Here is a 19,940-nt window from a genome sequence, read left to right as displayed (position 1 = left end):
ACCAGGAAGTTAAGCCCTCCAGCGCTGATGATACTGCACCTTTCGGGTGTGGGAAAGTAGGTCCCCGCTAAGCTTTTATATGTTAACTTTATTATTAATTAAAGGTGTCTGGCGCTAATATCTACATTTTTTTATTTTTATCTGTTTTTAAACTTTTTTATTTTATTGTTTGGTTTTTAAATTATTTTTCAATTTAATTTTTGTTTTACTAAATTAAATCTATTTGGTTAAACTTTTTTAAATGTTTAGGAAAAACTGAAGTGTTTATTAAATATTTTAGAAAACAAACGTTATTAAAACATTTTTATTTGTTAAAAGACTTATTATAATTAGGAAAGTTTGAATTATTTCAAAAGAGAAAAAAATTAACGTTAACTATAATTCTTATTAAAAAATTTACCCAATGTATTGCAGGGGAGTTTTACGTAGCTTCTCTTTTATAAAATCCTGAATATTCATATGTGTAATGATTAAAAATAAATTTTTTTAAGATTTTCAATTTTTCTTGTGGCATTTAACATAAGCATATCAGCAATTACACAGGCAGCCATTGATTCAGCAACTACAGCCCCTCTTATTGCTACAATTGGGTCGTGTCTTCCTTTTAAGTTTACTTCTACTTCATTACCTTTAATATCTATTGATTTTTGTGTTTGAAAAATAGAAGGGGTTGGTTTAAAATAAATTTCAAGTTCAATATCTTCTCCGTTACTGATACCGCCTAAAACTCCGCCTGAATTGTTGCTTAGAAACCCGTTTTTGCCAATTTGGTCATTATTTTCACTGCCTTTTAACTTATGGGCATTTGTATTTCCAATATAAACACCTTTTACAGCATTAATGCTTATCATTGCACTTGCCATAATGTTATCCAGTTTGTAATAAATTGGTTCTCCAAGTCCAATTGGAGCGTTTTTTATTTTAAGTTTTACAACTCCTCCAAGGGAATCATGACTTTTTCTTGCTTCATCAATCAAATCCATCCATATTTTTTCTTTTTCTTTATCAAGTGCTAAAATAGGGGAGTTTTTTGCAAAATCAAAATCCAAATTTTGTGCTCTTATTCCCCCAATTTCAACAATTCCAGCTTCTATTTCAATATTGAATTCTTTTAATATCATTTTTGCAACAGCTCCGGCAGCAACTCTTGCTGCAGTTTCCCTGGCAGAGCTTCTTCCTCCACCTCTGTAATCCCTTATTCCGTATTTATTAAAATATGTAAAATCAGCATGTCCCGGACGGAATATATCTTTTATATTTGAATAGTCTTTGCTTTTTTGGTCTTTATTGAAAATTACTATTGAAATAGGGGTGCCTGTTGTTTTTCCCTCAAACACACCGCTTAAAACTTCAGGAAAATCATCTTCTTTTCTCTGGGTTGCAAATCTGTTTTGTCCGGGCCTTCTTCTTTTTAGCTCCTGAATTAAAAATTCTTCGTCAAAATCAACTCCCGCAGGAACCCCGTCAATTACAACCCCTATTGCTTTTCCGTGGGATTCTCCAAAAGTTGTAAATCTGAAGATTTCTCCAAAACTGTTATACATGAATTTCCTTTTATTTTAAATTAAGTTCTTTTTTTAAGATTTCAATAGTTTTTTTAGCACCTTCCTGCTGGGCTACTTTTTTACTTTTACCTTTTGCACTTGCATATTTTTTTCCCTGAATATATACTGCTATTTCAAACTGTTTTTTATGGTCCGGTCCGGTAGTATTTATAACCCTGTATTCAGGGACTTCCCCGAAATATGCCTGAGTAATTTCCTGAAGATTTGTTTTATAGTCTTTAAGTAATTCATCGGGATTGATTTCGGGATATACTTTTTTTAACAGATTAAGTGCAATTTCTTTGGTTTTATCAAATCCTGCTTCCAAATAGAGTGCTCCTATTAACGCTTCAAATGCGCTTGAGATAATAGAAGGTTTTTCCCTACCTCCGTTGTTTTCTTCTGCATTAGAAAGTTTTAGATACTTTCCTAAATCTAGTTTTTTTGCAAGTTTTGTAAAAGATTCCTCATTTACAAGAGCAGCCCTTAGTTTTGATAAAAATCCTTCTTCAGCCTCAGGAAAAAGAAAAAAAAGATATTCTCCTACTATTAAATCCATTACGGCATCGCCTAAGAATTCCAGTCTTTCGTTATTAAAATCTTTTGAGTAACTTCTGTGGGTAAGAGCCTCGGTTATCAATTTTTCATTTTTAAACTGATATCCCAAGCTCTTTTGCAGTTCTTCAGCTATCATTATTTATCCTTTCGTATGTTTTAGGTATATATTCAATACATTTTGGATTAAATTCAATTAAAGAATTTAAATCCATAAAAGTTGGTTTGCTTACCAAATAGAAAAAAATAAAATGAGTCAAAGCTGAAATTGGATTGTCACAAATTTCACATTCGCTTTTTTTTATTATTTCGCATTTTTCTTTCTCAAGTTCCCAAAGTTCCGCAATTGTTGCAGCTATACCAAATAAACTCTCTCCCGTTAATCTTTTAAGTAGTGTTCCATATTCCAATGGGGCCGAGTTTAATATAATATTTAGTTTTTCTTTTTTATCTCCAAGGAGGCTGTCGCAAACACAAACACTTGCCGGAATTATTGCTCCGATTTCAGAATATTTTTTGTAAGTTTCTTGACCAAATTCCAATGAGGCAAATTTTTTATAATAATTTAAAAAATCTTTTTGAAATTCACCAAAGTCTAATTTAAATATTTTCCATTCTTTTGGTTGCAGTAATGAAACTAAATATGAATAGACTATTGCTCTAACATTTTCCAAACCAAGCAAAGTAAATAATTGGAGAGTATTATCTACCTTGTTTCGGAGTGAAAATGCAGCAGAATTTACTATTTTTTCTATCTGTTTTTTTAATATCAAATCATTTTCAGCCGCATCAGCTGCTTTTTTTAAATCACCAATTTTAAGAGCATTTAAACATTCAAATGCATATTTTGGAATAGGAGGTATATTATCTAAGTATTTTTTGATTTCATCTTTGCTAATTAGCATTAATTTTCCTTTTTTCAGCTTCCTCTTTTGCAATTTTATCACAAATTTCATTTTCCCTATGGCCTGAGTGCCCTTTTATCCAATTGGTTTTTATAATATGATTTTGTTTTAGTTGGTATAATTCCTGCCACATTTCTTTATTTTTTACATTTTTAAAATTTTTTTTAATCCATCCTTCAAGCCAATTTTCAATACCTTTTAATACATAAGTGGAGTCGGAATATAAATTTATTATACAAGGTTCTTTTAGTAATTTTAAAGCTTCAATTACCGCTTTTAATTCCATTTTATTGTTTGTAGTTAAACTTTCTCCCCCGCTTATTATTTTTTCATGATTTTTATATCTTAAAATTGCACACCATCCGCCAGGTCCAGGGTTTCCAAGTGAACTTCCGTCTGTATAGATATCAACTTGTTTCATTAAGTAGCCTTCGATAATTTTTTTTAAGTAATAAAATACTAATTTTGTCTTTTTTTATTTTTTGTGTTATAATTTATTACAAATTTTAACAAAAGGAGGGCAAAATGCCAAAAATTCATCAAGTAGACGATTTATCAAAAGATTTGGTAAATAAGCACGCGCCATTTGTTATCTGTGAAGATAATGCAAAAAAAGGTGAACCGTTTAAAGTTACAGTAAAAGTAGGTCAAGATTTATGTCATCCCGCTGACGCCGACCATTATATCGCATATGTTCAGTTATGGGATGGGGAAGTGTTACTTGCGCAAACTAATTTGACTCCAAACTATGCTGGTGGGCAGTGTGAAAAAGTTCAAGTAGATTTTTACATTGTGCCTACAAAATCTAAATTAAAACTTACAGCTATGTCTTACTGCACAAAACACGGTCTTTGGGAGAGTGAAGCAAAAGAAGTCATTGTTAGCGAATAACTCTTCTTTCTTTTTTTCTTTTTAATAAAATTTACAATCAGGTTGTTGACTGAAGATTCATTTGTATAAAAAGAGTATTTTTGTTTGAAATTTTATTAAATTTTTATTAAAAACTATTGACACGATTTATTTTTTGATTTATAATTTTTATTAGCCTCGAAGGAGGGCTTTATGTTTAAACGCATCTTGTTTTTTTACATAGACGGGTTTAAAAACCTGTCGGACCTGGGGAAAAAACTCTGGGTCATAATTATTATCAAACTTGTTGTAATTTTTGTAGTGCTGAAAGTTTTCTTTTTCCCCACTGTTGATTCAAAAATAAAAGGGGAGAAAGGAAAAGCAAATTTATATGTAAATCAGCTTACAAAAATTACAAAGCAAAAAAAGGAGGAATAGAATGGATTATGCAATGTTAGAATGGGCGAGAGCCCAGTTCGCAATGACTGCAATATTCCACTTTTTCTTTGTACCGTTTACTTTAGGTATGTCATTTTTAGTGGCATTTTTTGAAACTATTTATGTAAAAACGGGCAAAGAAGAATGGAAAAATATTACACAATTTTGGCAAACTATTTTTGGAATTAACTTTGCTTTAGGGTTATCAACAGGTATTATTCACGAGTTTGAATTTGGGACTAACTGGTCTACTTATTCATGGGTTGTAGGTGACTTATTTGGAGCACCTCTTGCAGTTGAAGGTATTGTTGCATTCTTTATGGAAGCGACATTTGCTGCAATTTCTTTCTTCGGATGGAAAAGAGTTAGCAAAGGTGTTCACTTAGCATCATCTTGGTTACTTGCTATCGGATCTAATCTTTCAGCACTTTGGATTTTAATTGCAAACGGATTTATGCAACATCCAAGCAGTGAATTTTTAAGATTTTCACTAGATAATGCAAGAGCTGAAATGACTAATTTCTGGGCATTAATTACTCAACCGGTTGCTCAGGTTAAATTCTTACATGTTGTAAGTGCCGGTTATACCCTTGCTTCTGTGTTTGTACTTGGTATTTCAGCATTTTATTTACTTAGAAAAAAACATGTTGAATTTGCTAAAAAATCAGCTGCAGTCGCAGCAGCATTTGGTTTAGTAACTTCAATTTTTGTTGTAGTAATAGGTGATGAACATGCTTATGAAGTTGCTAATACTCAACCAACTAAAATAGCTTCAGCAGAAGGACTTTACGTTGGTGAAAAAGGCGCACCTATTGTAGCTATAGGAATTCCAAAAGATGTAGATGCAAGAAATGTAAGTTCAAATGAAGAAACATGGAGTTTTAAAATTGAACTTCCAGGACTTTTATCACTTCTTGGAAAAAGATCTTCAGATGCATTTGTTCCAGGATTAAAAGATTTAGTTAATGGAAATCCTGCATACGGAATTTGGTCTTTTGCAAAATTACATCAAGTAGGTAAAGAAGCGATTGAAGATTTAAAAGCTTATCATGCTGCAAAAGCTAAAGGTGATAAAGCTGCAATGGAAAAAGCTAAAGCAGATTTTTATGCACCAGTTGCAACAGTTGACGGATGGACAGTTACAAAAGCAGATTTAATGGGATACGGATATCTTGAAGATCCGACAAAAATTTATCCACCAGTATCACCTGTGTTTTATTCATTCCATATTATGGTTGCTTTAGGATTCTGGTTCATTATTCTATTTGCATGGGCTTATATTGCTATTCTTAAAGGTACATTTGAAAATAATGCTTTACTTCAAAAATTGGCGGTACTTTCAGTACCACTACCATGGATTGCAACAAGCTTTGGTTGGATTACAGCAGAAGTTGGAAGACAACCTTGGACAGTATTTGGATTGTTACCAACAAAAATTTCAGCAACACCTATTGCTTTGCAAAATGTTCAGGCAACATTTTTCTTATTCTTAGCAGCATTCGTTATTTTAGGTATTGCTGAACTTAAAATCCTATTTACGGTCGTTAAATCAGGACCAAAAGGAGCGCACTAATGACTTGGGCACCAATTACAGTGGACGCGACACACTTTTATTTACAAGTATATTTTTGGATTATTGTCGCGGTTTTAGGAGGACTTTTCTTATTTATGACATTTGTTCAAGGTGGACAAAGTTTAATGCATGTTGCTAAAGATGAAATGGAAGAGAGAGGTATTGTAAACTCTCTTGGTAGAAAATGGGAACTAACATTTACAACATTGGTTCTTTTTGGTGGTGCTTTATATGCAGCATTCCCATTGTTTTATTCAGTTAGTTTTGGTGGAGCTTATTGGGTATGGATGTTAATTCTTTTTGGATTCGTACTTCAAGCAGTTTCATATGAATATATGAATAGACCAAATAACTTAATTGGTAAAAATACTTACAAATTATTCTTATATTTTAACGGTATTGTTACAATGATTTTAGTTGGAGCAGCGGTTGGAACTTTCTTTACAGGAAGTAATTTTACATATGATCCTGTTACAAGAGTACTTCATTGGGGTACAGCGGCTGACGGGTTTAATTTAAGAGGTCTTGAAGCTGCGATTGATTTCAAACATGGTGCTTGGTTTAACTTGGCATTGGGTGTGGTTTTATTTACTGCAGCAAGAATTTTAGGTGCTTTATGGTTAATGAACGATTTAGATCAAAACGAATTTGCAGCTGTTCATGAAAGATTAAGAGGAATTTTAAAAAGATGTTTTGTATTGTTATTAATATCTTTAGGTATAGTACTTTTTGGTCTTTTAACAATGAAAGGATATTCTTACGATATACATGACCCAGCTGGAAAAGTAACATTAGTAGATGGTAAATATTTACAGAATTTACTTGCATTTGCAGCAATTCCTTTGATTTTATTCTTAGTAGGTGTAGTACTTTTTGTAATTGGTATTTTCCAAGGGATTAAAGGTTCAACAAAAGGTATTTGGCCAGCAGGTTTAGGGATTGTATTAATCGGGATTATTGTATTTGTTATTGCAGGGCTTAATGGTACACCGTTTTATCCAAGCTATGCGGACTTACAGAGCAGTTTAACTATTCAAAACAGCTCAGGTAGTAAATATACTCTTGAAGTTATGGCATGGGTTAGTGTTGCTGTACCATTTGTTTTAGGATACATTATTTATGTTTGGTATCAAATGAAAAAAAGTGGTCCTATTACTATTGAAGAAATTCAGGATCCAGAATCTCACGCATATTAAGGAGCGGATATGAAAAAATTTATAGCATTAATTACAGTTTTATTTACTTCTTTTCTTTTCGCTTCTGATAAATTATTACCAAATGGTATTAATCCAGAAGCGCAACATATAAACACAACATGGGGTACTATTCTATTTTTTATGTGGCCTGTTTTAATTATTATAGGATACAAATTTGTAGAATTTACGCTTAAAAAAACAGGTCTAGAAGAAGACCTTTAATCTCCTCTTTTTTTTCTTCATTTTTGTTATAATTACAATCCGTAAACCACACTTATTAGGAGAATGTTATGTTAAATTTAGAAGGTATTGATACCAGTAATAAAACAATTATTCATAATCCAAGTTATGATAAAATAATTGAAGATACTTTAAAAAAAGGTGAAGTTGTTTTAACTAAAAGTGGGGCGACAGCTGTTGATACGGGCGAATTTACAGGAAGAAGTCCGAATGATAAATTTTTTGTAAAACAGCCGCCGAGTGAACAGTATATTGCATGGGGGGAGATTAATCATCCAATAACTCTTGAAACTTTTAAAAATTTAGAAGCTTTTACCAAAGAAGAATTAAATAAAAAAAATGAAATTTATGTTATTGATGTATTTGTAGGCGCCAGTAAAAGCAGTAGAAGGGCTATCAGATTTGTAACACCAATAGCATGGCAGGCACATTTTGTAATGAATATGTTTATACTGCCTTCTGAAGAGGAATTAAAAAATTTTAAACCTGATTTTACATTTTTAGTAGCAGGGGAAGCAAGATATCCTAAATGGAAAGAAAATAATTTAAATAGTGATATTTTTGTTGCATTTAATATTGAAGAAAACAAAGCTGTAATGACAGGTACACTATATGGCGGTGAGCTTAAAAAAGGAATATTTACTATGATGAATTATTGGCTGCCGCTTGAGGGTAAACTTTCAATGCACTGTTCTGCAAATGTAGGAGAAAAAGGTGATGTAGCATTATTTTTTGGACTTTCTGGTACTGGAAAAACTACGCTTTCAACGGATCCAAATAGAAAACTTATAGGTGATGATGAACATGGATGGGATGATGAAGGTGTATTTAACTTTGAAGGCGGATGTTATGCAAAAGTTATAAATCTTGACAAAAACAGTGAACCTGAAATTTACAATGCTATTAAAAGAAATGCATTACTTGAAAATGTAAAAGTTTTAGAAAATGGAGAAGTAGATTTTACCGACAGTTCAAAAACAGAAAATACAAGAGTAAGCTATCCGATAGAACATATTGAGAATCATGAATGTACACTTAGGGGCGGACATCCTAAAAATATTATCTTTTTAAGTGCTGATGCTTTCGGTGTGTTGCCGCCTGTAAGCAAACTTACAAAAGAACAGGCAATGTATTATTTCCTAAGCGGGTATACTGCAAAAGTTGCTGGAACTGAGAGAGGAATTACAGAACCGGTTGCAACATTTAGCGCATGTTTTGGTGAGCCTTTCTTACCGCTTCATCCAACTGTTTATGCAAAACTTCTTGGAGAAAAAATCGATAAACACGGAGTTAATGTTTATTTGGTGAACACAGGTTGGACAGGTGGACCTTATGGTGTAGGTAAAAGAATGAGTATCAAAGATACAAGAGCATGTATTAATGCAATTCTTGATGGAAGCATTGAAAACGCCGAATTTGAAATTTTACCAGTGTTTGATTTAGCAATTCCAAAAGAACTTCCGGGAGTGAACACAGAAGTTTTAAATCCAAGAAATACCTGGGCTGACAAAGAGGCATATGATAAACAACTTAGAAAATTGGCTCAAATGTTTATTGAAAACTTTAAAAGATATGAAGATGTAAAAGAAGGAAAAGAATACGAAAAAGCAGGTCCTAAAATTTAATTCTTGCTTTTTTTTTCTTTTTTTTATATAATTTCAGTCCCTAAGCGGGCTTAGCTCAGTTGGCTAGAGCGCCACCTTGCCAAGGTGGAGGTCGCGGGTTCGAGTCCCGTAGCCCGCTCCAGTCGGCGCCATAGCCAAGTGGCTAAGGCAGGGGCCTGCAAAGCCCTGATCCCCGGTTCGAATCCGGGTGGCGCCTCCACTTGACTTTGTTTTTTAAATTTACTATAATTCCTCTCACATTGCCCGGGTGGCGGAAATGGTAGACGCAAGGGACTTAAAATCCCTCGGGAGTTTTTCCCGTGCCGGTTCAAGTCCGGCCCCGGGCACCACTTATAAAAATCAACTATCTTAATAATGTCTGGAGAGGTGGCCGAGTGGTTGAAGGCGGCGGCCTTGAAAGCCGTTGTACGGGCAACCGTACCGTGGGTTCGAATCCCACCCTCTCCGCCATTTTGATAATCTTCTAAATTTAAATAGCTTCTAAATGGGATTTCATTATTTTTCCTTGTGTTTTTTAAGAGAATATGTCAAATAAAAATTGAATAAGTACAAGCATTTTTAAAAATTATTTGAAATTAGATATAATAATATCAATGAATCAGTATTTACTAAAAGGTTTTTATGAAAAAAAAGATACTTATATTTTATTCTTCTATCGGGTATGGGCATATTAGCGCTGCATTAGCGGTAAAAGAATTTATTTTAAAAAAAAATCCTGATACTGTTGTTGTTTTAAAAGACATAAGAGATTTTATGAATCCTTTGTGGCGTAAAATAGATGAAAAATTATATTGGTATATTGCGGGAAATACAAATAAATTTTTTGATTTAATATTTTTTAATTTTATAAAAAAAGGTATAGGTACAGATTTTTTGTCATTACCTAATGATTATCCAGAAAAAAAAGTTTTAAAATTTATAAATGAAATGTCCCCTGATTCCATTTTGGCTACCCATTACGGGTCTGCACAAATTCTTGCAATGTTAAGGGAAAAAGGTTATTTAAAAGGAATCAAGATTGGATGGCTGCACACGGATTTTTTCAAAGGATATTTTCCACGTATATCTAAAAGGATAGATAAAACTTTTTTAGGGCATAACAAATTAGAAAATATGTGGCTTCTTTCAAATATCCCTAACACAAAAATAGAAACAACCGGTATTCCTGTAAATATTGAAAAAACTTCGATAAAAAAAATTATAAATAAATATAAATTAGATGAAACTTTGCCTACTGTATTAATTATTTCCGGGAAAGAAGGTGTTGGAAATTATGTTGAATTAATAAAAAACATTGTTGAAATTTGTGATTTTCCAATGCAGATAATAGCAGTATGTGGAAAAAACAAAATTCAACAGTTGAAATTAGAAGGATATAAATGTAATTTATCTAAAAATATAAAATTAAAAATTCTGGGATTAATACCTCATAGTGAATTGATGGGAATAATGTCTTTTAGTAATGTTTTAATTACGAAAGCGGGAGGAGTTACGCCAATAGAGGCTATTAAAGTAGGAATTCCTTTAATTCTTTTAAATGTAATTGCTGGACATGAGAAAAAAAATGCTCTTTTTTTAAAACGTTTGGGAGTTGCAAAACTCTCTGATAATATCAATGATACAGGTAAGTATGTGAAATCTATTTTATCTTCTGAGGAAGAAAAAGAAAAAATGTATAAAGCCCAGGAAAAATTTAGAAAAAATTTTAATGAGGATAAAATTGTCGATTTTCTATTGAATGAAAAAAAAGAGATATTACCCACAGATTTCGGGGCGGAATATGGTAAACCTGTAAGAAATATACATGTTATTCTGTCCAAATTAGATAATATATACCCATCAGATATAGAAATACTACTTTCATATTCCACTTCGATAATTCCACAGAGGATTATATGGGAAAATCCTTTCGGTCATATCGCAATACGTATAAATAAAACTGTTTACAGTGCTAATTATATTGCAAACCCTGAAGTTGATTCTAATTTTTTACAGCATATAAGTTTAAGTGAATATTTGTATGGGGTTTTACCGTTTTCCCCTTCACAAATTCATACAAATACGTATGGTATGGCTTATGGCAGAGAGACAATTGGATTAAGGGTACAAGGAATTTCTAATGAAAAAATTAATTTAATGTTAAAAGAAATTATTGAAATAGAAAATGAATTTAAATTAAAAAAAATAAAATGGGATAAAATAAAATTCAATTGTGCTGATGTGGTAGATAGAATTTTATCTGCGGGAGGCTATGGTGAATATAAACCAAAGAAAATAAAAATACCTGCAATGCCTCTAGATTCCTTTGAAAAAGCTAAAAAAATTTTTGAAAATGATAAATCTATAAAAACCGTTTTAATTAATTACCGTAAAATAACAGGTAGCAATGCTTTATATTCTTATTGTAAATTTCCACTTTCATTAAAACAGCCAATTAGGTCTATCGGATATATAATTACTGATTCCAAAACCAAGTTGGAATTATCTGTAAACAATTATGTACAAGTTTATTTTGATAATGATAGACTAGATTTAGAACGTTTAAGAAAAATTAATTTTTCAAGAAAATCGGTAAATTTATTAAATTATAAAATTTTAACTGAAAGTTTTAAATATAAAATACAACTTCCTAAAATGGATTTGTTAAAAATAAATATGTTAAATTTTATAAAAAGAGGATAGAGCATTTATTAAAATATTAGTTATATCAGGATGTTCATAAATAAAACCGTGTTTTACCCCATCTATATAAATAATTTTTTTAAGATTTTTAATATTTTTCAATAAATTTTGAAGAGACGTGTTTGGAATCATGTCGTCATTTTTGAGAGCTATAATAATTACAGGGGCATCTGTTTGTGATATAAATTTGGCTTCTTTAAATTTATGTTTTAAAAGCAATGAGATTGGAAAAATAGGATATCTCTTTTTTGCAATATTTTCAATGCTGTCAAACGGAGTAATTAAAATGATGCCTTTAACTTTTCTTTTGCTTGCCACATAACTAGCAACGGCAGTTCCTAAGCTTCTCCCTATTATTATATCCGGTTTGTATTTATCAAATATTTCAAGAGCGTATTTTTCAATACATTTTTCACAAGGTTTACCTTCACTTCCGGCGTATCCAGGATAATTAAATCCTATGAAATTAAAATTTTTTATTTTAGAAGCGATTTTATCTAAAAATTCAACGGCATTATTTGCATTTCCGCTGAAATATAAAACTAAAGGTAAGTTTTCGCCATTTTTTGTGATTGCACCTTCAAGTTTAATTCTGTCGCTTGTTGTAAAATAAATTTTTTTTGCAATACGCGGTTCATAAGGTTTGGCCCAAATTCTGTTAAATATTTTTTTATCTTGCATAAAATAAAGGTAAATACAAGAGAAAATATAAATAAAAAGAAAAAAAAGAAAGGAATATTTTAATAGATTCAAAATTCGATAAGCCCTTCAAGAGGTGAAGAGGCAGTTGCATAAGGTTTTTTCGGAATTCTGCCTGCCTTATAAGCCATTCTTCCTGCAATTACAGCATGTTTCATAGCCTCAGCCATAGCAATTGGATTGGAAGCCTTGGCAATAGCTGTATTTGTCAAAACACCATCTGCTCCAAGTTCCATTGCAACTGCGGCGTCGCTTGCAGTTCCAATCCCCGCATCTACAATTACAGGTACATTTACAGCGTCTTTTATAAATACAACATTATATCTGTTTTGAATTCCAAGACCGCTTCCAATTGGTGCAGCAAGAGGCATTACTGCGGCAGCTCCGGCATTTTCAAGCCTTTTTGCCATGATTGGATCGTCATTTGTATAAGCCATTACAGTAAAATCTTCTTTTGCCAAAGTTTCACATGCTTTTAAAGTTTCCATTACATCAGGATAAAGTGTTTTTGCAGTATCCCCAATGATTTCAAGTTTAATAATATCAATTCCTGTGGCTTCTTTTACCAGTCTAAACAATGTTATAGCTTCTTCCGCTGTTGTGCATCCTGCAGAGTTTGGCAGAATTTTTACGTCTGTATCTTTAAAATAATCGAGTAGATTCTCTTCATTCGGGTCGAGTATATTTACTCTTCTGACCGCAACTGTAATCATTTCAGCCCCGCTTGCAAGAGTCGCATCTCTTGTAGTTTTAAAATCCGGATATTTTCCGCTTCCTACTATTAGTCTGCTTGTAAATTCGTATTTACCTATTTTTAAAATATCGCTCATTTATTTCTCCTTATTTTTATATAATCCCAAATTTCTTTATCCCCTAAAATACCACGTCTTGCAAAAAGCATAATTAAAAGTAATATTAAACTAAATACAACCATTCTAAGACCAGGGATTCCATGAACCGGCCCCAATTGCCAGTTTGCATCATCAAGCGGTCTTAGTACTTCCATACCACCTATTAAAAGCAGTGTTCCAATAATTGCTCCGCTCATACTTCCAAGTCCGCCTAAAACGATAATAATCAGTAATTGGAATGTAAGCATAAACGTAAACTGGTCAGGACTGATTGATCCTATCGAACTTGCCAGAAGTCCTCCACCAACCCCTTCAAAAAATGCACTTGTCATAAAAGCGATGGTTTTTGTTTTAAAAGTATTAATCCCCATGGCAAGGGCAGCATCTTCATCGTCTCTTACCGCTTTCATTGCCCGGCCGTGTTTAGAATAAACAATATTATATACCAGAATTACGGTAATTAAGCAAACAACACCTATCCAGAAATAACTTGCAAATCCCGGGATAGAATCAAGTCCCATAGAACCGTTTGAAATAGACGGGTTGTTGATTAAGAAAATTCTAATAATAAAACCAAATCCCAGTGTTACGATTGCCAAATAATCCCCTCTTACCCTAAATACGGGGAATGCAAGGGTTAAAGCCACAAGAGCCGAAACAATTCCGCTTATTATTAAAGCTAAAAAAGGATTTGGCAGATAAATGTCTCTGATTATTGGGAGAGGATCCGCTATCATATACATATCTGCTTTTATATCGGGGCTTAGCATAAGCAAAGCGGTAACATAAGCACCGATCGCCACAAATCCGTTTGGCTCTAATGAAAACTGACCGGTAACTCCGTTTATAAGGTTATAGCTAATTGCTAAAATTATAAAAATATATACATTTCCCAAAACTGTGGTAGTGTAGTCACTGAATATTTTTGGTGAAACGTATAAAAATCCTATAAATATTAGTGTCACAATTCCTATTAATGTAAAATATTTTGCAGGTGTCAAATTTTTCATATTAAAACCTTTGTCTTTCAAAATCTATTCCCATAATTCCGGTTGGTTTAAACAATAATACAAAAATTAGGAAAATAAATGCAAATGCGTCTTTCCAGCCTCCAAGTTCCGGGAAAAATCCGGGAATAGCAACTTCGGCAAACCCTAGAATAAATCCTCCGATTACAGCACCTGTTACACTTCCGATACCTCCGACAACTGCAGCTGCAAATGCTTTAAGTCCTACCAGCATACCCATGTATGGATCGATACTCGGATACGCCATAGCATAGGAAATTCCACCTATTGCCGCAAGTGCAGAGCCAAGAGCAAATACAAAAGCAATAATTTTGTTCGCATCAGCCCCCATTAATTTAACTGTATTTATATCAAAAGCTATTGCCCTGATGGCAATTCCTATTTTTGTTTTATATAAAATCCATAATACAAGCAATAAAAGTAAAATTGTCATAATAGGAACTATTAATGTTAAAACAGGAATAGTGATTGAATCTATATGAATGATTTTAGAGAACCATTTTGGGAAATAAAAAGCCTGATATGTACCACCGAGATATTGATTAGCTATTACATTAAAAAGACTTTCAAGAAAAAATGAAATACCGATTGCAGTAATCAATAATGAAATTTTAGGAGCCCCTTTATCAAGTAAAGGTTTATATGCGGTTACATATGTGAGTATTCCCACAATAGCAGTTACTATTATAGATAAAGTGACAGCTACATAAAAATTTAGTCCAAGTATTTTGAAAAAAATAAAGGCCATAAATGCTCCGACCATCATAATGTCGCCGTGAGCGAAGTTAATTAATCTTAAAACACCATATACCAATGTGTATCCAATAGCAATTAAAGCATACATACTCCCGAGTGAAAATCCGTTTATTATCTGCTGTAAAATAAAACTAATGCTCATTTTATTTCCTTTTATAAAGATTGCCCTAATTATAACAAATGCATAATAAAAAATGACGGATTGTCAGAGATAAAAAACAGATTATTTATCATTTTTTATTATGCATTATTATTAATGAAAAATCCCAAAAAGGGATAAAAATTAAGGTTGTACTAATTCTTTAAACACTGTTTTACCGTCAACAATTTGTTCTACAACGGCCGGTTTGTTTACAGGGTTTCCTGTTTTAGGATCAATTGTAAGTTTTCCTGTTACCGCTTCAAGGTTTTTAGTGTGTCTGATTGCATTATTTACACATTGTTTGAATTGAAGGAAGTTTTTAGTGTTTGCAGGAGTGTCGCATTCTTTAATTCCATTGTAAATTAATAGATAACCGTCAGCTCCGGTTGCCGCAAATGCACTTGGAAGTCTTCCGTATTTAGTTTTGAATTCTTTAATAAATTCTTCAGATAATTTAGTTGGAGCTTTTGCAGGGTCAAAATGGTCTGTATACATTACACCATTTGCCGCTTTTCCGGCAAGTTTCATTAAAAGTCCTGGATCTGCAATACCATCTCCACCCATTACAGGAGATTTTACTCCAGCAGCTCTTAATTGTCTTAAGAATAGTCCTTCTTCCGGTGCATAAATTGGTGTATAAATAAATGCAGGATTTAATCTTTTAATTTGTGCTACTTGAGCGTTGAAATCTTTGTCACCTGAATTTATAAATAATTTTTTAAGAACTTTTCCTCCACCTTGTTTATAAGCTTTTTCAAACGCTTTTGCAAGACCTACTGAATAATCCTGTTTCATGTCAAATACAATTACAGCATTTTTAAGCCCATGTTTTAGAGCATATTTTGCGGCAACTGTTCCTTGAAAATCGTCTGTAAAACAAGCCCTTGTTATATATTTACTTCCTTTTGTAACTCTTGGGTTTGTTGCAATTTGAGTTACAGTAGGAGTTTTAGTAGCTCCGGCAAATCTTTTAATAGAAAGTGCCATTGATGATGCAAGAGGTCCTTCAATTGCAATAACTTTTTCACCACTAGCAAGTCTTTTGTAACCGTTTACAGTCTGAACTTTGTCAAATTGGTTATCTACAATTACGAGTTTAATTGTGTCTCCATTTGGCAGTTTGCTGTATTTTGAATGAATAAGTTTTATTCCATCAAGTGTTTTTTGACCGAAACTTGCAATCGGTCCAGTTAAAGGTTGAAGCACACCTACTTTAATTTCTTTTGCAAAAAGTGTTGAAGCAACTAATGCACTAAGCCCTATCGCCATAATTTTTTTCATTTATCCTCCTTTTTATGTTAAAATTCTTTTAATTATAACAAAAAATAACAAATTAATAATAAGTTAAAGGAATTTAATGATAGATTTGAAACTCCTTGAGAAAAATTTTGACACAGTTTCTCAAAAACTTAAATTAAAAGGTGTTGATGAGAATGTTTTAAATGAAATTAAATATCTGTTTTTAAAGAAAAAAGAACTAAAAACAAAACTTGACAAATTACTTGAGCAAAGAAATAAATTATCAAAAGAAATAGGAAAAGTTATAAAAACCGACAGGGAAAAAGCGGAGGAATTAAAAAAAGAAGTTTCTCTGTTAAAAGAGGAAATTGATAAATTGAACAATGAATTAAAAGCAGTGGAAGATGAATTAAATCAAAAAGCAATGGTTATTCCCAATATTCCTGACGATGATGTGCCTGTGGGAAAAGATGAAAATGATAATGTTGAAATTAAAAGATGGGGTGAAATTCCAAAATTTGATTTTGAAATTAAACCGCATGACGAGCTTGGAGAAAAACTGAACTGGTTGGATTTTGTAAGAGGAGTAAAACTTGCCAAAAGCCGTTTTACTGTGTTAAAAAGCGATGCTGCGAGGCTTGAGAGAGCTTTAATTAATTTCTTCTTGGAACACAACAGGGAGTATGGTTTTGAAGAAGTTTATGTGCCTTTTATAGTAAACAGGGAAACTATGACTGCAACAGGACAGCTTCCAAAATTTGAAGAGGATTTGTTTAAGATTGAAGGGGAAGAGCTGTTTTTAATTCCAACGGCTGAGGTTCCGTTAACAAATCTTTTTAGAGATGAAATTATTGAAAATTTGGATAAACCGATTAAACTTACGGCATATACCCCTTGTTTTAGAAAAGAGGCTGGAAGTTACGGAAAAGATACAAAAGGGATTATCCGTCAGCATCAGTTTGATAAAGTAGAACTTGTTGCTATTACTAAACCTGAAGAGAGTGACAGAGTTTTTGAAGAAATGGTAGAATGTGCAAGCAGGGCACTTGAAAAATTAAATCTTCCATACAGACAGGTAATGCTTTGTACAGGTGACCTTGGGTTTAGTGCGGCAAAAACAATAGATTTAGAGGTTTGGATTCCGTCTCAAAATAAATACAGAGAAATCAGCTCTGTATCAAACACTAGAGATTTTCAGGCAAGAAGAGGAAAAATCAGATTTAAAGACGGTAAAAAAAATAGACTTGTACATACTTTAAACGGCAGTAGTTTGGCTGTTGGCAGGACACTTGTAGCTATAATGGAAAATTATCAAACAAAAGATGGAAAAATTAAGATACCCGATGTATTAAAAAAATATTTGTAAATAAAGGCAATGGGTGGCTGAAGAAGAAAATGTTATTGTAATTGAAGAAGATGAAAATAACGATAAAAAGAAAAATAAACTTTTTTTAATTATCATAATTCTTCTTTTAATTGCTTTAATTTTACTGTTGGTACTTGTTTTTGCAGTTATAAAAAAGAAAAAAGAATCTTCAAATATAGAAAATAAAGAAATCACAGAAATTGCCAAAAAATTGGAAAAAAAACATATTCAAAAAGACACACTTCAGGCAATTATAAAAAAAGCCGCCATTCTTTATAAAAACGGACAGAAAGAAAAAGCACTCCAGCTTTTAAACAAAATTTCAGTTTTTTCCGAATCTCTTTCATATTATAATCTCGGCGTTATTAAAATGAAAGAAAAAAAATATAAAAAAGCGTTGGAATATTTTCAAAAAGCAATTAGCAATAAAGAAAACAGAGTTGTAAGTGCCATAAATGCTGCGGTCTGTGCATTAAAACTGAAAAATAAAAAACTTTTTGATTATTATATAAATCTTGCATATATTACCCTGCCTGAAATTGCCAATTCCAAGAGTTATCCTTATTATTATGCGCTTGTAATGTATTATATGGGTTATGAAAAAGAAGCCGGTTTTGCTTTAAACATTGATACGCCTTATAAAGATAAATCAAAAGAGCTTTTAAGCGCTATTTATGAATATTATAACAATTTTGTAAAAGCCCAGGAGATTGAACAAAATCCTTTTTATAAAGGAATGGATTTAGCCGAAATTGGAGAATTTTCTTTAGCAAAAAATTATTTATCCAAATCAGACAGAAAAGAGGCTCAGTTTGCACTTTCATTAGTTGATTTAAAACTTTCAAACTTTAAAGAGGCATCAATTATTTTAAAAAAATTTGAAGAAAATAATATTTATCCAATTAAAATTTATTTAAAACCTAGTCTTTTTGATATAAAGATTGCCCAGAGAGAATTTAAAGAAAGCTTTTTAAAGAAAAAAAGCGATTTTTATGATCTGTTTTTTTATTTCGCCCCGTATAAAGTTTACAGTCTGAATCAGACTATTGCATATTTAAAAAAGGGAATTGCCGGAATTCCGATAGGCGCTATTGAAGAGTCACATTCATATCTTTCAAAAAGTGCCGTTTATTCAGGTCTTAATATAAAAATTTCAAAAGCCATAAAACTGGCTTTAAACGGACATATATATTTGGCAAATAAACAATTTAAACAATTAATAAAAAAAAGAGACACTTCTTATATTCTGCATTATAATCTGGCCCTGACTTATGCTCAGCTCGGTGAATATAAAAACGCATATTTTCATTTTTTAAGGGCATATCATCTGAATCCTTCTGATATGTTAAGCGGTATTTATGCATTAATGGCTATTCAAAAACTTGGAAAAAATGATGATAAACTTTTAGCTTCCATCAAAGAAGATTTGAATGATAAAACTATTTTAGAATATGGTCTTGTCTCTCTAATTACAGATAATACCGTGGGAATGGCAGCATTTATTGAGAAAAGTGAGAAATCAAATCCTATTTGGATTTTAGCAAAATTAACTTCTAAAGCCGTATTAAATAAAGATTATTTGGACGAGGCTTTAAAATTAAAAAGTATGTTTAACAGGGATATTGTTGCAAATCTTTTGTATTTTTACGCAGAAAATAAAGATTTGGATGTAAAAAAATTAGCTCTTAATTTTCAGAGTCTCTTTTTGGAAAAAAACTGGAATATGAATGATTTTTATTACGGGGCAAAAATTGTAAGGGACTGGTATTTTGAATTTACTAAAATTTCAGGACTTTTAAACAAAGTAAGATTTGATTTAGAAAAAAAAGCTAAAACTGAAAATTTTGACATTATCCCGGTACTGAAAAGATTTGCTTTTTCTAATTTATATACCAAACATTTTGAAGAGGCATATATAATATATAATGATTTGATAAACAATAAAAAAGTTGAAGATCCGTTTACTCTCTATCAGGCGGCTGTTTCGGCAATAGGTGCGGGTCATCATTCAAATGCGGTGGCTTTAATGGAACTTGCCAAACTCAAAAATCCTTCATTTTACGAGGCGAGATATGGTTTGGGACTGCTTTGGCAGGAAGCCAATAATTTAAGGGCCGCAAGAATACAGTATTCTAAAATTCCTGATGGATTTGAAAGTAAATATTTTGATTTTAATATCAAATCTCCCAATTCATACTAAATTCATTTTATTATAATAAAATCTTATAAAATAAAAAACCTGAGGAGGTAAA

The 19,940-nt window shown here is 32.0% G+C and carries 18 protein-coding genes and 4 tRNA genes; 13 read left to right on the top strand and 9 right to left on the bottom strand.

Annotated elements, in window-relative coordinates:
• Window positions 1-470: 470 nt before the first annotated feature.
• The 4 genes from aroC to rnhA are packed head-to-tail and all read right to left on the bottom strand — an operon-like array spanning window position 471 to window position 3,425.
• Complete coding sequence (gene aroC / locus LNAT_RS08700) at window positions 471-1,544, bottom strand: chorismate synthase (protein WP_096260214.1); 1,074 nt, start codon at window positions 1,542-1,544, stop codon at window positions 471-473.
• A gap of 10 nt (window positions 1,545-1,554) precedes the next feature.
• A complete protein-coding gene (gene rnc / locus LNAT_RS08695; RefSeq protein WP_096260213.1) occupies window positions 1,555-2,238 on the bottom strand; it encodes a ribonuclease III in 684 nt (227 codons plus the stop codon).
• Window positions 2,228-3,004: an HDOD domain-containing protein gene (locus tag LNAT_RS08690; RefSeq protein WP_096260212.1), complete on the bottom strand. Its 777-nt coding sequence runs from the start codon at window positions 3,002-3,004 to the stop codon at window positions 2,228-2,230. Before LNAT_RS08690 ends, rnc begins: the two co-directional genes overlap by 11 nt.
• Window positions 2,994-3,425: a ribonuclease HI gene (gene rnhA / locus LNAT_RS08685; RefSeq protein WP_096260211.1), complete on the bottom strand. Its 432-nt coding sequence runs from the start codon at window positions 3,423-3,425 to the stop codon at window positions 2,994-2,996. The genes LNAT_RS08690 and rnhA overlap by 11 nt, the downstream gene beginning before the upstream one ends.
• Before the next feature lie 104 nt (window positions 3,426-3,529).
• On the opposite strand from rnhA, the gene LNAT_RS08680 reads away from it, so the two are divergent.
• From LNAT_RS08680 to LNAT_RS08630, 11 genes are all read left to right on the top strand, one after another.
• Window positions 3,530-3,895 carry a desulfoferrodoxin family protein gene (locus tag LNAT_RS08680; protein ID WP_096260210.1) on the top strand — a complete coding sequence of 122 codons (366 nt, stop codon included), beginning with the start codon at window positions 3,530-3,532 and terminating at the stop codon, window positions 3,893-3,895.
• 171 nt (window positions 3,896-4,066) lie between these two features.
• Window positions 4,067-4,291, top strand: a complete 225-nt coding sequence (locus LNAT_RS08675) for a DUF4492 domain-containing protein (RefSeq protein ID WP_096260209.1) — start codon at window positions 4,067-4,069, stop codon at window positions 4,289-4,291.
• Window positions 4,292-4,304: 13 nt separating this feature from the next.
• Window positions 4,305-5,864: a cytochrome ubiquinol oxidase subunit I gene (locus LNAT_RS08670; protein WP_238594024.1), complete on the top strand. Its 1,560-nt coding sequence runs from the start codon at window positions 4,305-4,307 to the stop codon at window positions 5,862-5,864.
• A complete protein-coding gene (locus LNAT_RS08665; protein WP_096260207.1) occupies window positions 5,864-7,060 on the top strand; it encodes a cytochrome d ubiquinol oxidase subunit II in 1,197 nt (398 codons plus the stop codon). Before LNAT_RS08670 ends, LNAT_RS08665 begins: the two co-directional genes overlap by 1 nt.
• 9 nt (window positions 7,061-7,069) lie before the next feature.
• Window positions 7,070-7,282 carry a hypothetical protein gene (locus LNAT_RS08660; RefSeq protein WP_096260206.1) on the top strand — a complete coding sequence of 71 codons (213 nt, stop codon included), beginning with the start codon at window positions 7,070-7,072 and terminating at the stop codon, window positions 7,280-7,282.
• A gap of 68 nt (window positions 7,283-7,350) precedes the next feature.
• Window positions 7,351-8,925 (top strand): phosphoenolpyruvate carboxykinase (ATP), encoded by a 1,575-nt coding sequence (gene pckA, locus LNAT_RS08655; protein ID WP_096260205.1) that lies wholly within the window; start codon window positions 7,351-7,353, stop codon window positions 8,923-8,925.
• 44 nt (window positions 8,926-8,969) lie between these two features.
• Window positions 8,970-9,046: transfer RNA gene (locus LNAT_RS08650), tRNA-Gly, on the top strand.
• A 3-nt stretch (window positions 9,047-9,049) separates the two neighbouring features.
• Window positions 9,050-9,124, top strand: a tRNA-Cys gene (locus LNAT_RS08645).
• Between the two features lie 42 nt (window positions 9,125-9,166).
• Window positions 9,167-9,254 (top strand) — tRNA-Leu (locus LNAT_RS08640).
• Window positions 9,255-9,285: 31 nt separating this feature from the next.
• Window positions 9,286-9,375 (top strand) — tRNA-Ser (locus tag LNAT_RS08635).
• Between the two features lie 171 nt (window positions 9,376-9,546).
• Window positions 9,547-11,607, top strand: a complete 2,061-nt coding sequence (locus LNAT_RS08630) for an MGDG synthase family glycosyltransferase (RefSeq protein ID WP_096260204.1) — start codon at window positions 9,547-9,549, stop codon at window positions 11,605-11,607.
• Here LNAT_RS08630 and LNAT_RS08625 read toward each other — a convergent pair.
• The 5 genes from LNAT_RS08625 to LNAT_RS08605 all read right to left on the bottom strand — a co-directional run bounded on the left by LNAT_RS08625 (window position 11,584) and on the right by LNAT_RS08605 (window position 16,364).
• Window positions 11,584-12,288 carry an alpha/beta hydrolase gene (locus tag LNAT_RS08625; RefSeq protein WP_172413528.1) on the bottom strand — a complete coding sequence of 235 codons (705 nt, stop codon included), beginning with the start codon at window positions 12,286-12,288 and terminating at the stop codon, window positions 11,584-11,586. The two genes, LNAT_RS08630 and LNAT_RS08625, sit on opposite strands and share 24 nt — an antisense overlap.
• A gap of 68 nt (window positions 12,289-12,356) precedes the next feature.
• Window positions 12,357-13,136, bottom strand: a complete 780-nt coding sequence (locus LNAT_RS08620) for a thiazole synthase (RefSeq protein WP_096260202.1) — start codon at window positions 13,134-13,136, stop codon at window positions 12,357-12,359.
• On the bottom strand, window positions 13,133-14,167 hold the full coding sequence (locus tag LNAT_RS08615) for a branched-chain amino acid ABC transporter permease (RefSeq protein ID WP_096260201.1): 1,035 nt from the start codon (window positions 14,165-14,167) through the stop codon (window positions 13,133-13,135). Before LNAT_RS08615 ends, LNAT_RS08620 begins: the two co-directional genes overlap by 4 nt.
• A gap of 1 nt (window position 14,168) precedes the next feature.
• A complete protein-coding gene (locus LNAT_RS08610) occupies window positions 14,169-15,083 on the bottom strand; it encodes a branched-chain amino acid ABC transporter permease (RefSeq protein ID WP_096260200.1) in 915 nt (304 codons plus the stop codon).
• A gap of 141 nt (window positions 15,084-15,224) precedes the next feature.
• Window positions 15,225-16,364, bottom strand: coding sequence for an ABC transporter substrate-binding protein (locus tag LNAT_RS08605; RefSeq protein WP_096260199.1), 1,140 nt, complete (start codon window positions 16,362-16,364; stop codon window positions 15,225-15,227).
• 76 nt (window positions 16,365-16,440) lie between these two features.
• On the opposite strand from LNAT_RS08605, the gene serS reads away from it, so the two are divergent.
• Both serS and LNAT_RS08595 read left to right on the top strand, forming a co-directional pair.
• The gene (gene serS, locus LNAT_RS08600) at window positions 16,441-17,688 is read left to right on the top strand and encodes a serine--tRNA ligase (protein ID WP_096260198.1); all 1,248 of its coding nucleotides are present in this window, start codon (window positions 16,441-16,443) and stop codon (window positions 17,686-17,688) included.
• A 13-nt stretch (window positions 17,689-17,701) separates the two neighbouring features.
• Complete coding sequence (locus LNAT_RS08595) at window positions 17,702-19,888, top strand: tetratricopeptide repeat protein (RefSeq protein ID WP_096260197.1); 2,187 nt, start codon at window positions 17,702-17,704, stop codon at window positions 19,886-19,888.
• Window positions 19,889-19,940: the final 52 nt, after the last annotated feature.

It is taken from the genome of Lebetimonas natsushimae (assembly GCF_002335445.1).
GTDB lineage: Bacteria > Campylobacterota > Campylobacteria > Campylobacterales > Nautiliaceae > Lebetimonas > Lebetimonas natsushimae.
The sequence above is the reverse complement of the archived record's forward strand: the minus strand, read 5'-3'. Positions and strand labels throughout refer to the sequence as shown.

Bases quoted from the DNA above. Each gene is read 5' to 3' on its own strand.
- LNAT_RS08680 (WP_096260210.1), top strand. From the start codon at position 3,530: ATGCCAAAAATTCATCAAGTAGACGATTTATCAAAAGATTTGGTAAAT.
- LNAT_RS08665 (WP_096260207.1), top strand. From the start codon at position 5,864: ATGACTTGGGCACCAATTACAGTGGACGCGACACACTTTTATTTACAA.
- serS (WP_096260198.1), top strand. From the start codon at position 16,441: ATGATAGATTTGAAACTCCTTGAGAAAAATTTTGACACAGTTTCTCAA.
- LNAT_RS08630 (WP_096260204.1), top strand. From the start codon at position 9,547: ATGAAAAAAAAGATACTTATATTTTATTCTTCTATCGGGTATGGGCAT.
- LNAT_RS08675 (WP_096260209.1), top strand. From the start codon at position 4,067: ATGTTTAAACGCATCTTGTTTTTTTACATAGACGGGTTTAAAAACCTG.
- LNAT_RS08660 (WP_096260206.1), top strand. From the start codon at position 7,070: ATGAAAAAATTTATAGCATTAATTACAGTTTTATTTACTTCTTTTCTT.
- rnhA (WP_096260211.1), bottom strand. From the start codon at position 3,425: ATGAAACAAGTTGATATCTATACAGACGGAAGTTCACTTGGAAACCCT.
- LNAT_RS08615 (WP_096260201.1), bottom strand. From the start codon at position 14,167: ATGAAAAATTTGACACCTGCAAAATATTTTACATTAATAGGAATTGTG.
- rnc (WP_096260213.1), bottom strand. From the start codon at position 2,238: ATGATAGCTGAAGAACTGCAAAAGAGCTTGGGATATCAGTTTAAAAAT.
- LNAT_RS08605 (WP_096260199.1), bottom strand. From the start codon at position 16,364: ATGAAAAAAATTATGGCGATAGGGCTTAGTGCATTAGTTGCTTCAACA.
- pckA (WP_096260205.1), top strand. From the start codon at position 7,351: ATGTTAAATTTAGAAGGTATTGATACCAGTAATAAAACAATTATTCAT.
- LNAT_RS08620 (WP_096260202.1), bottom strand. From the start codon at position 13,136: ATGAGCGATATTTTAAAAATAGGTAAATACGAATTTACAAGCAGACTA.
- LNAT_RS08690 (WP_096260212.1), bottom strand. From the start codon at position 3,004: ATGCTAATTAGCAAAGATGAAATCAAAAAATACTTAGATAATATACCT.
- aroC (WP_096260214.1), bottom strand. From the start codon at position 1,544: ATGTATAACAGTTTTGGAGAAATCTTCAGATTTACAACTTTTGGAGAA.
- LNAT_RS08610 (WP_096260200.1), bottom strand. From the start codon at position 15,083: ATGAGCATTAGTTTTATTTTACAGCAGATAATAAACGGATTTTCACTC.
- LNAT_RS08625 (WP_172413528.1), bottom strand. From the start codon at position 12,288: ATGCAAGATAAAAAAATATTTAACAGAATTTGGGCCAAACCTTATGAA.
- LNAT_RS08670 (WP_238594024.1), top strand. From the start codon at position 4,305: ATGTTAGAATGGGCGAGAGCCCAGTTCGCAATGACTGCAATATTCCAC.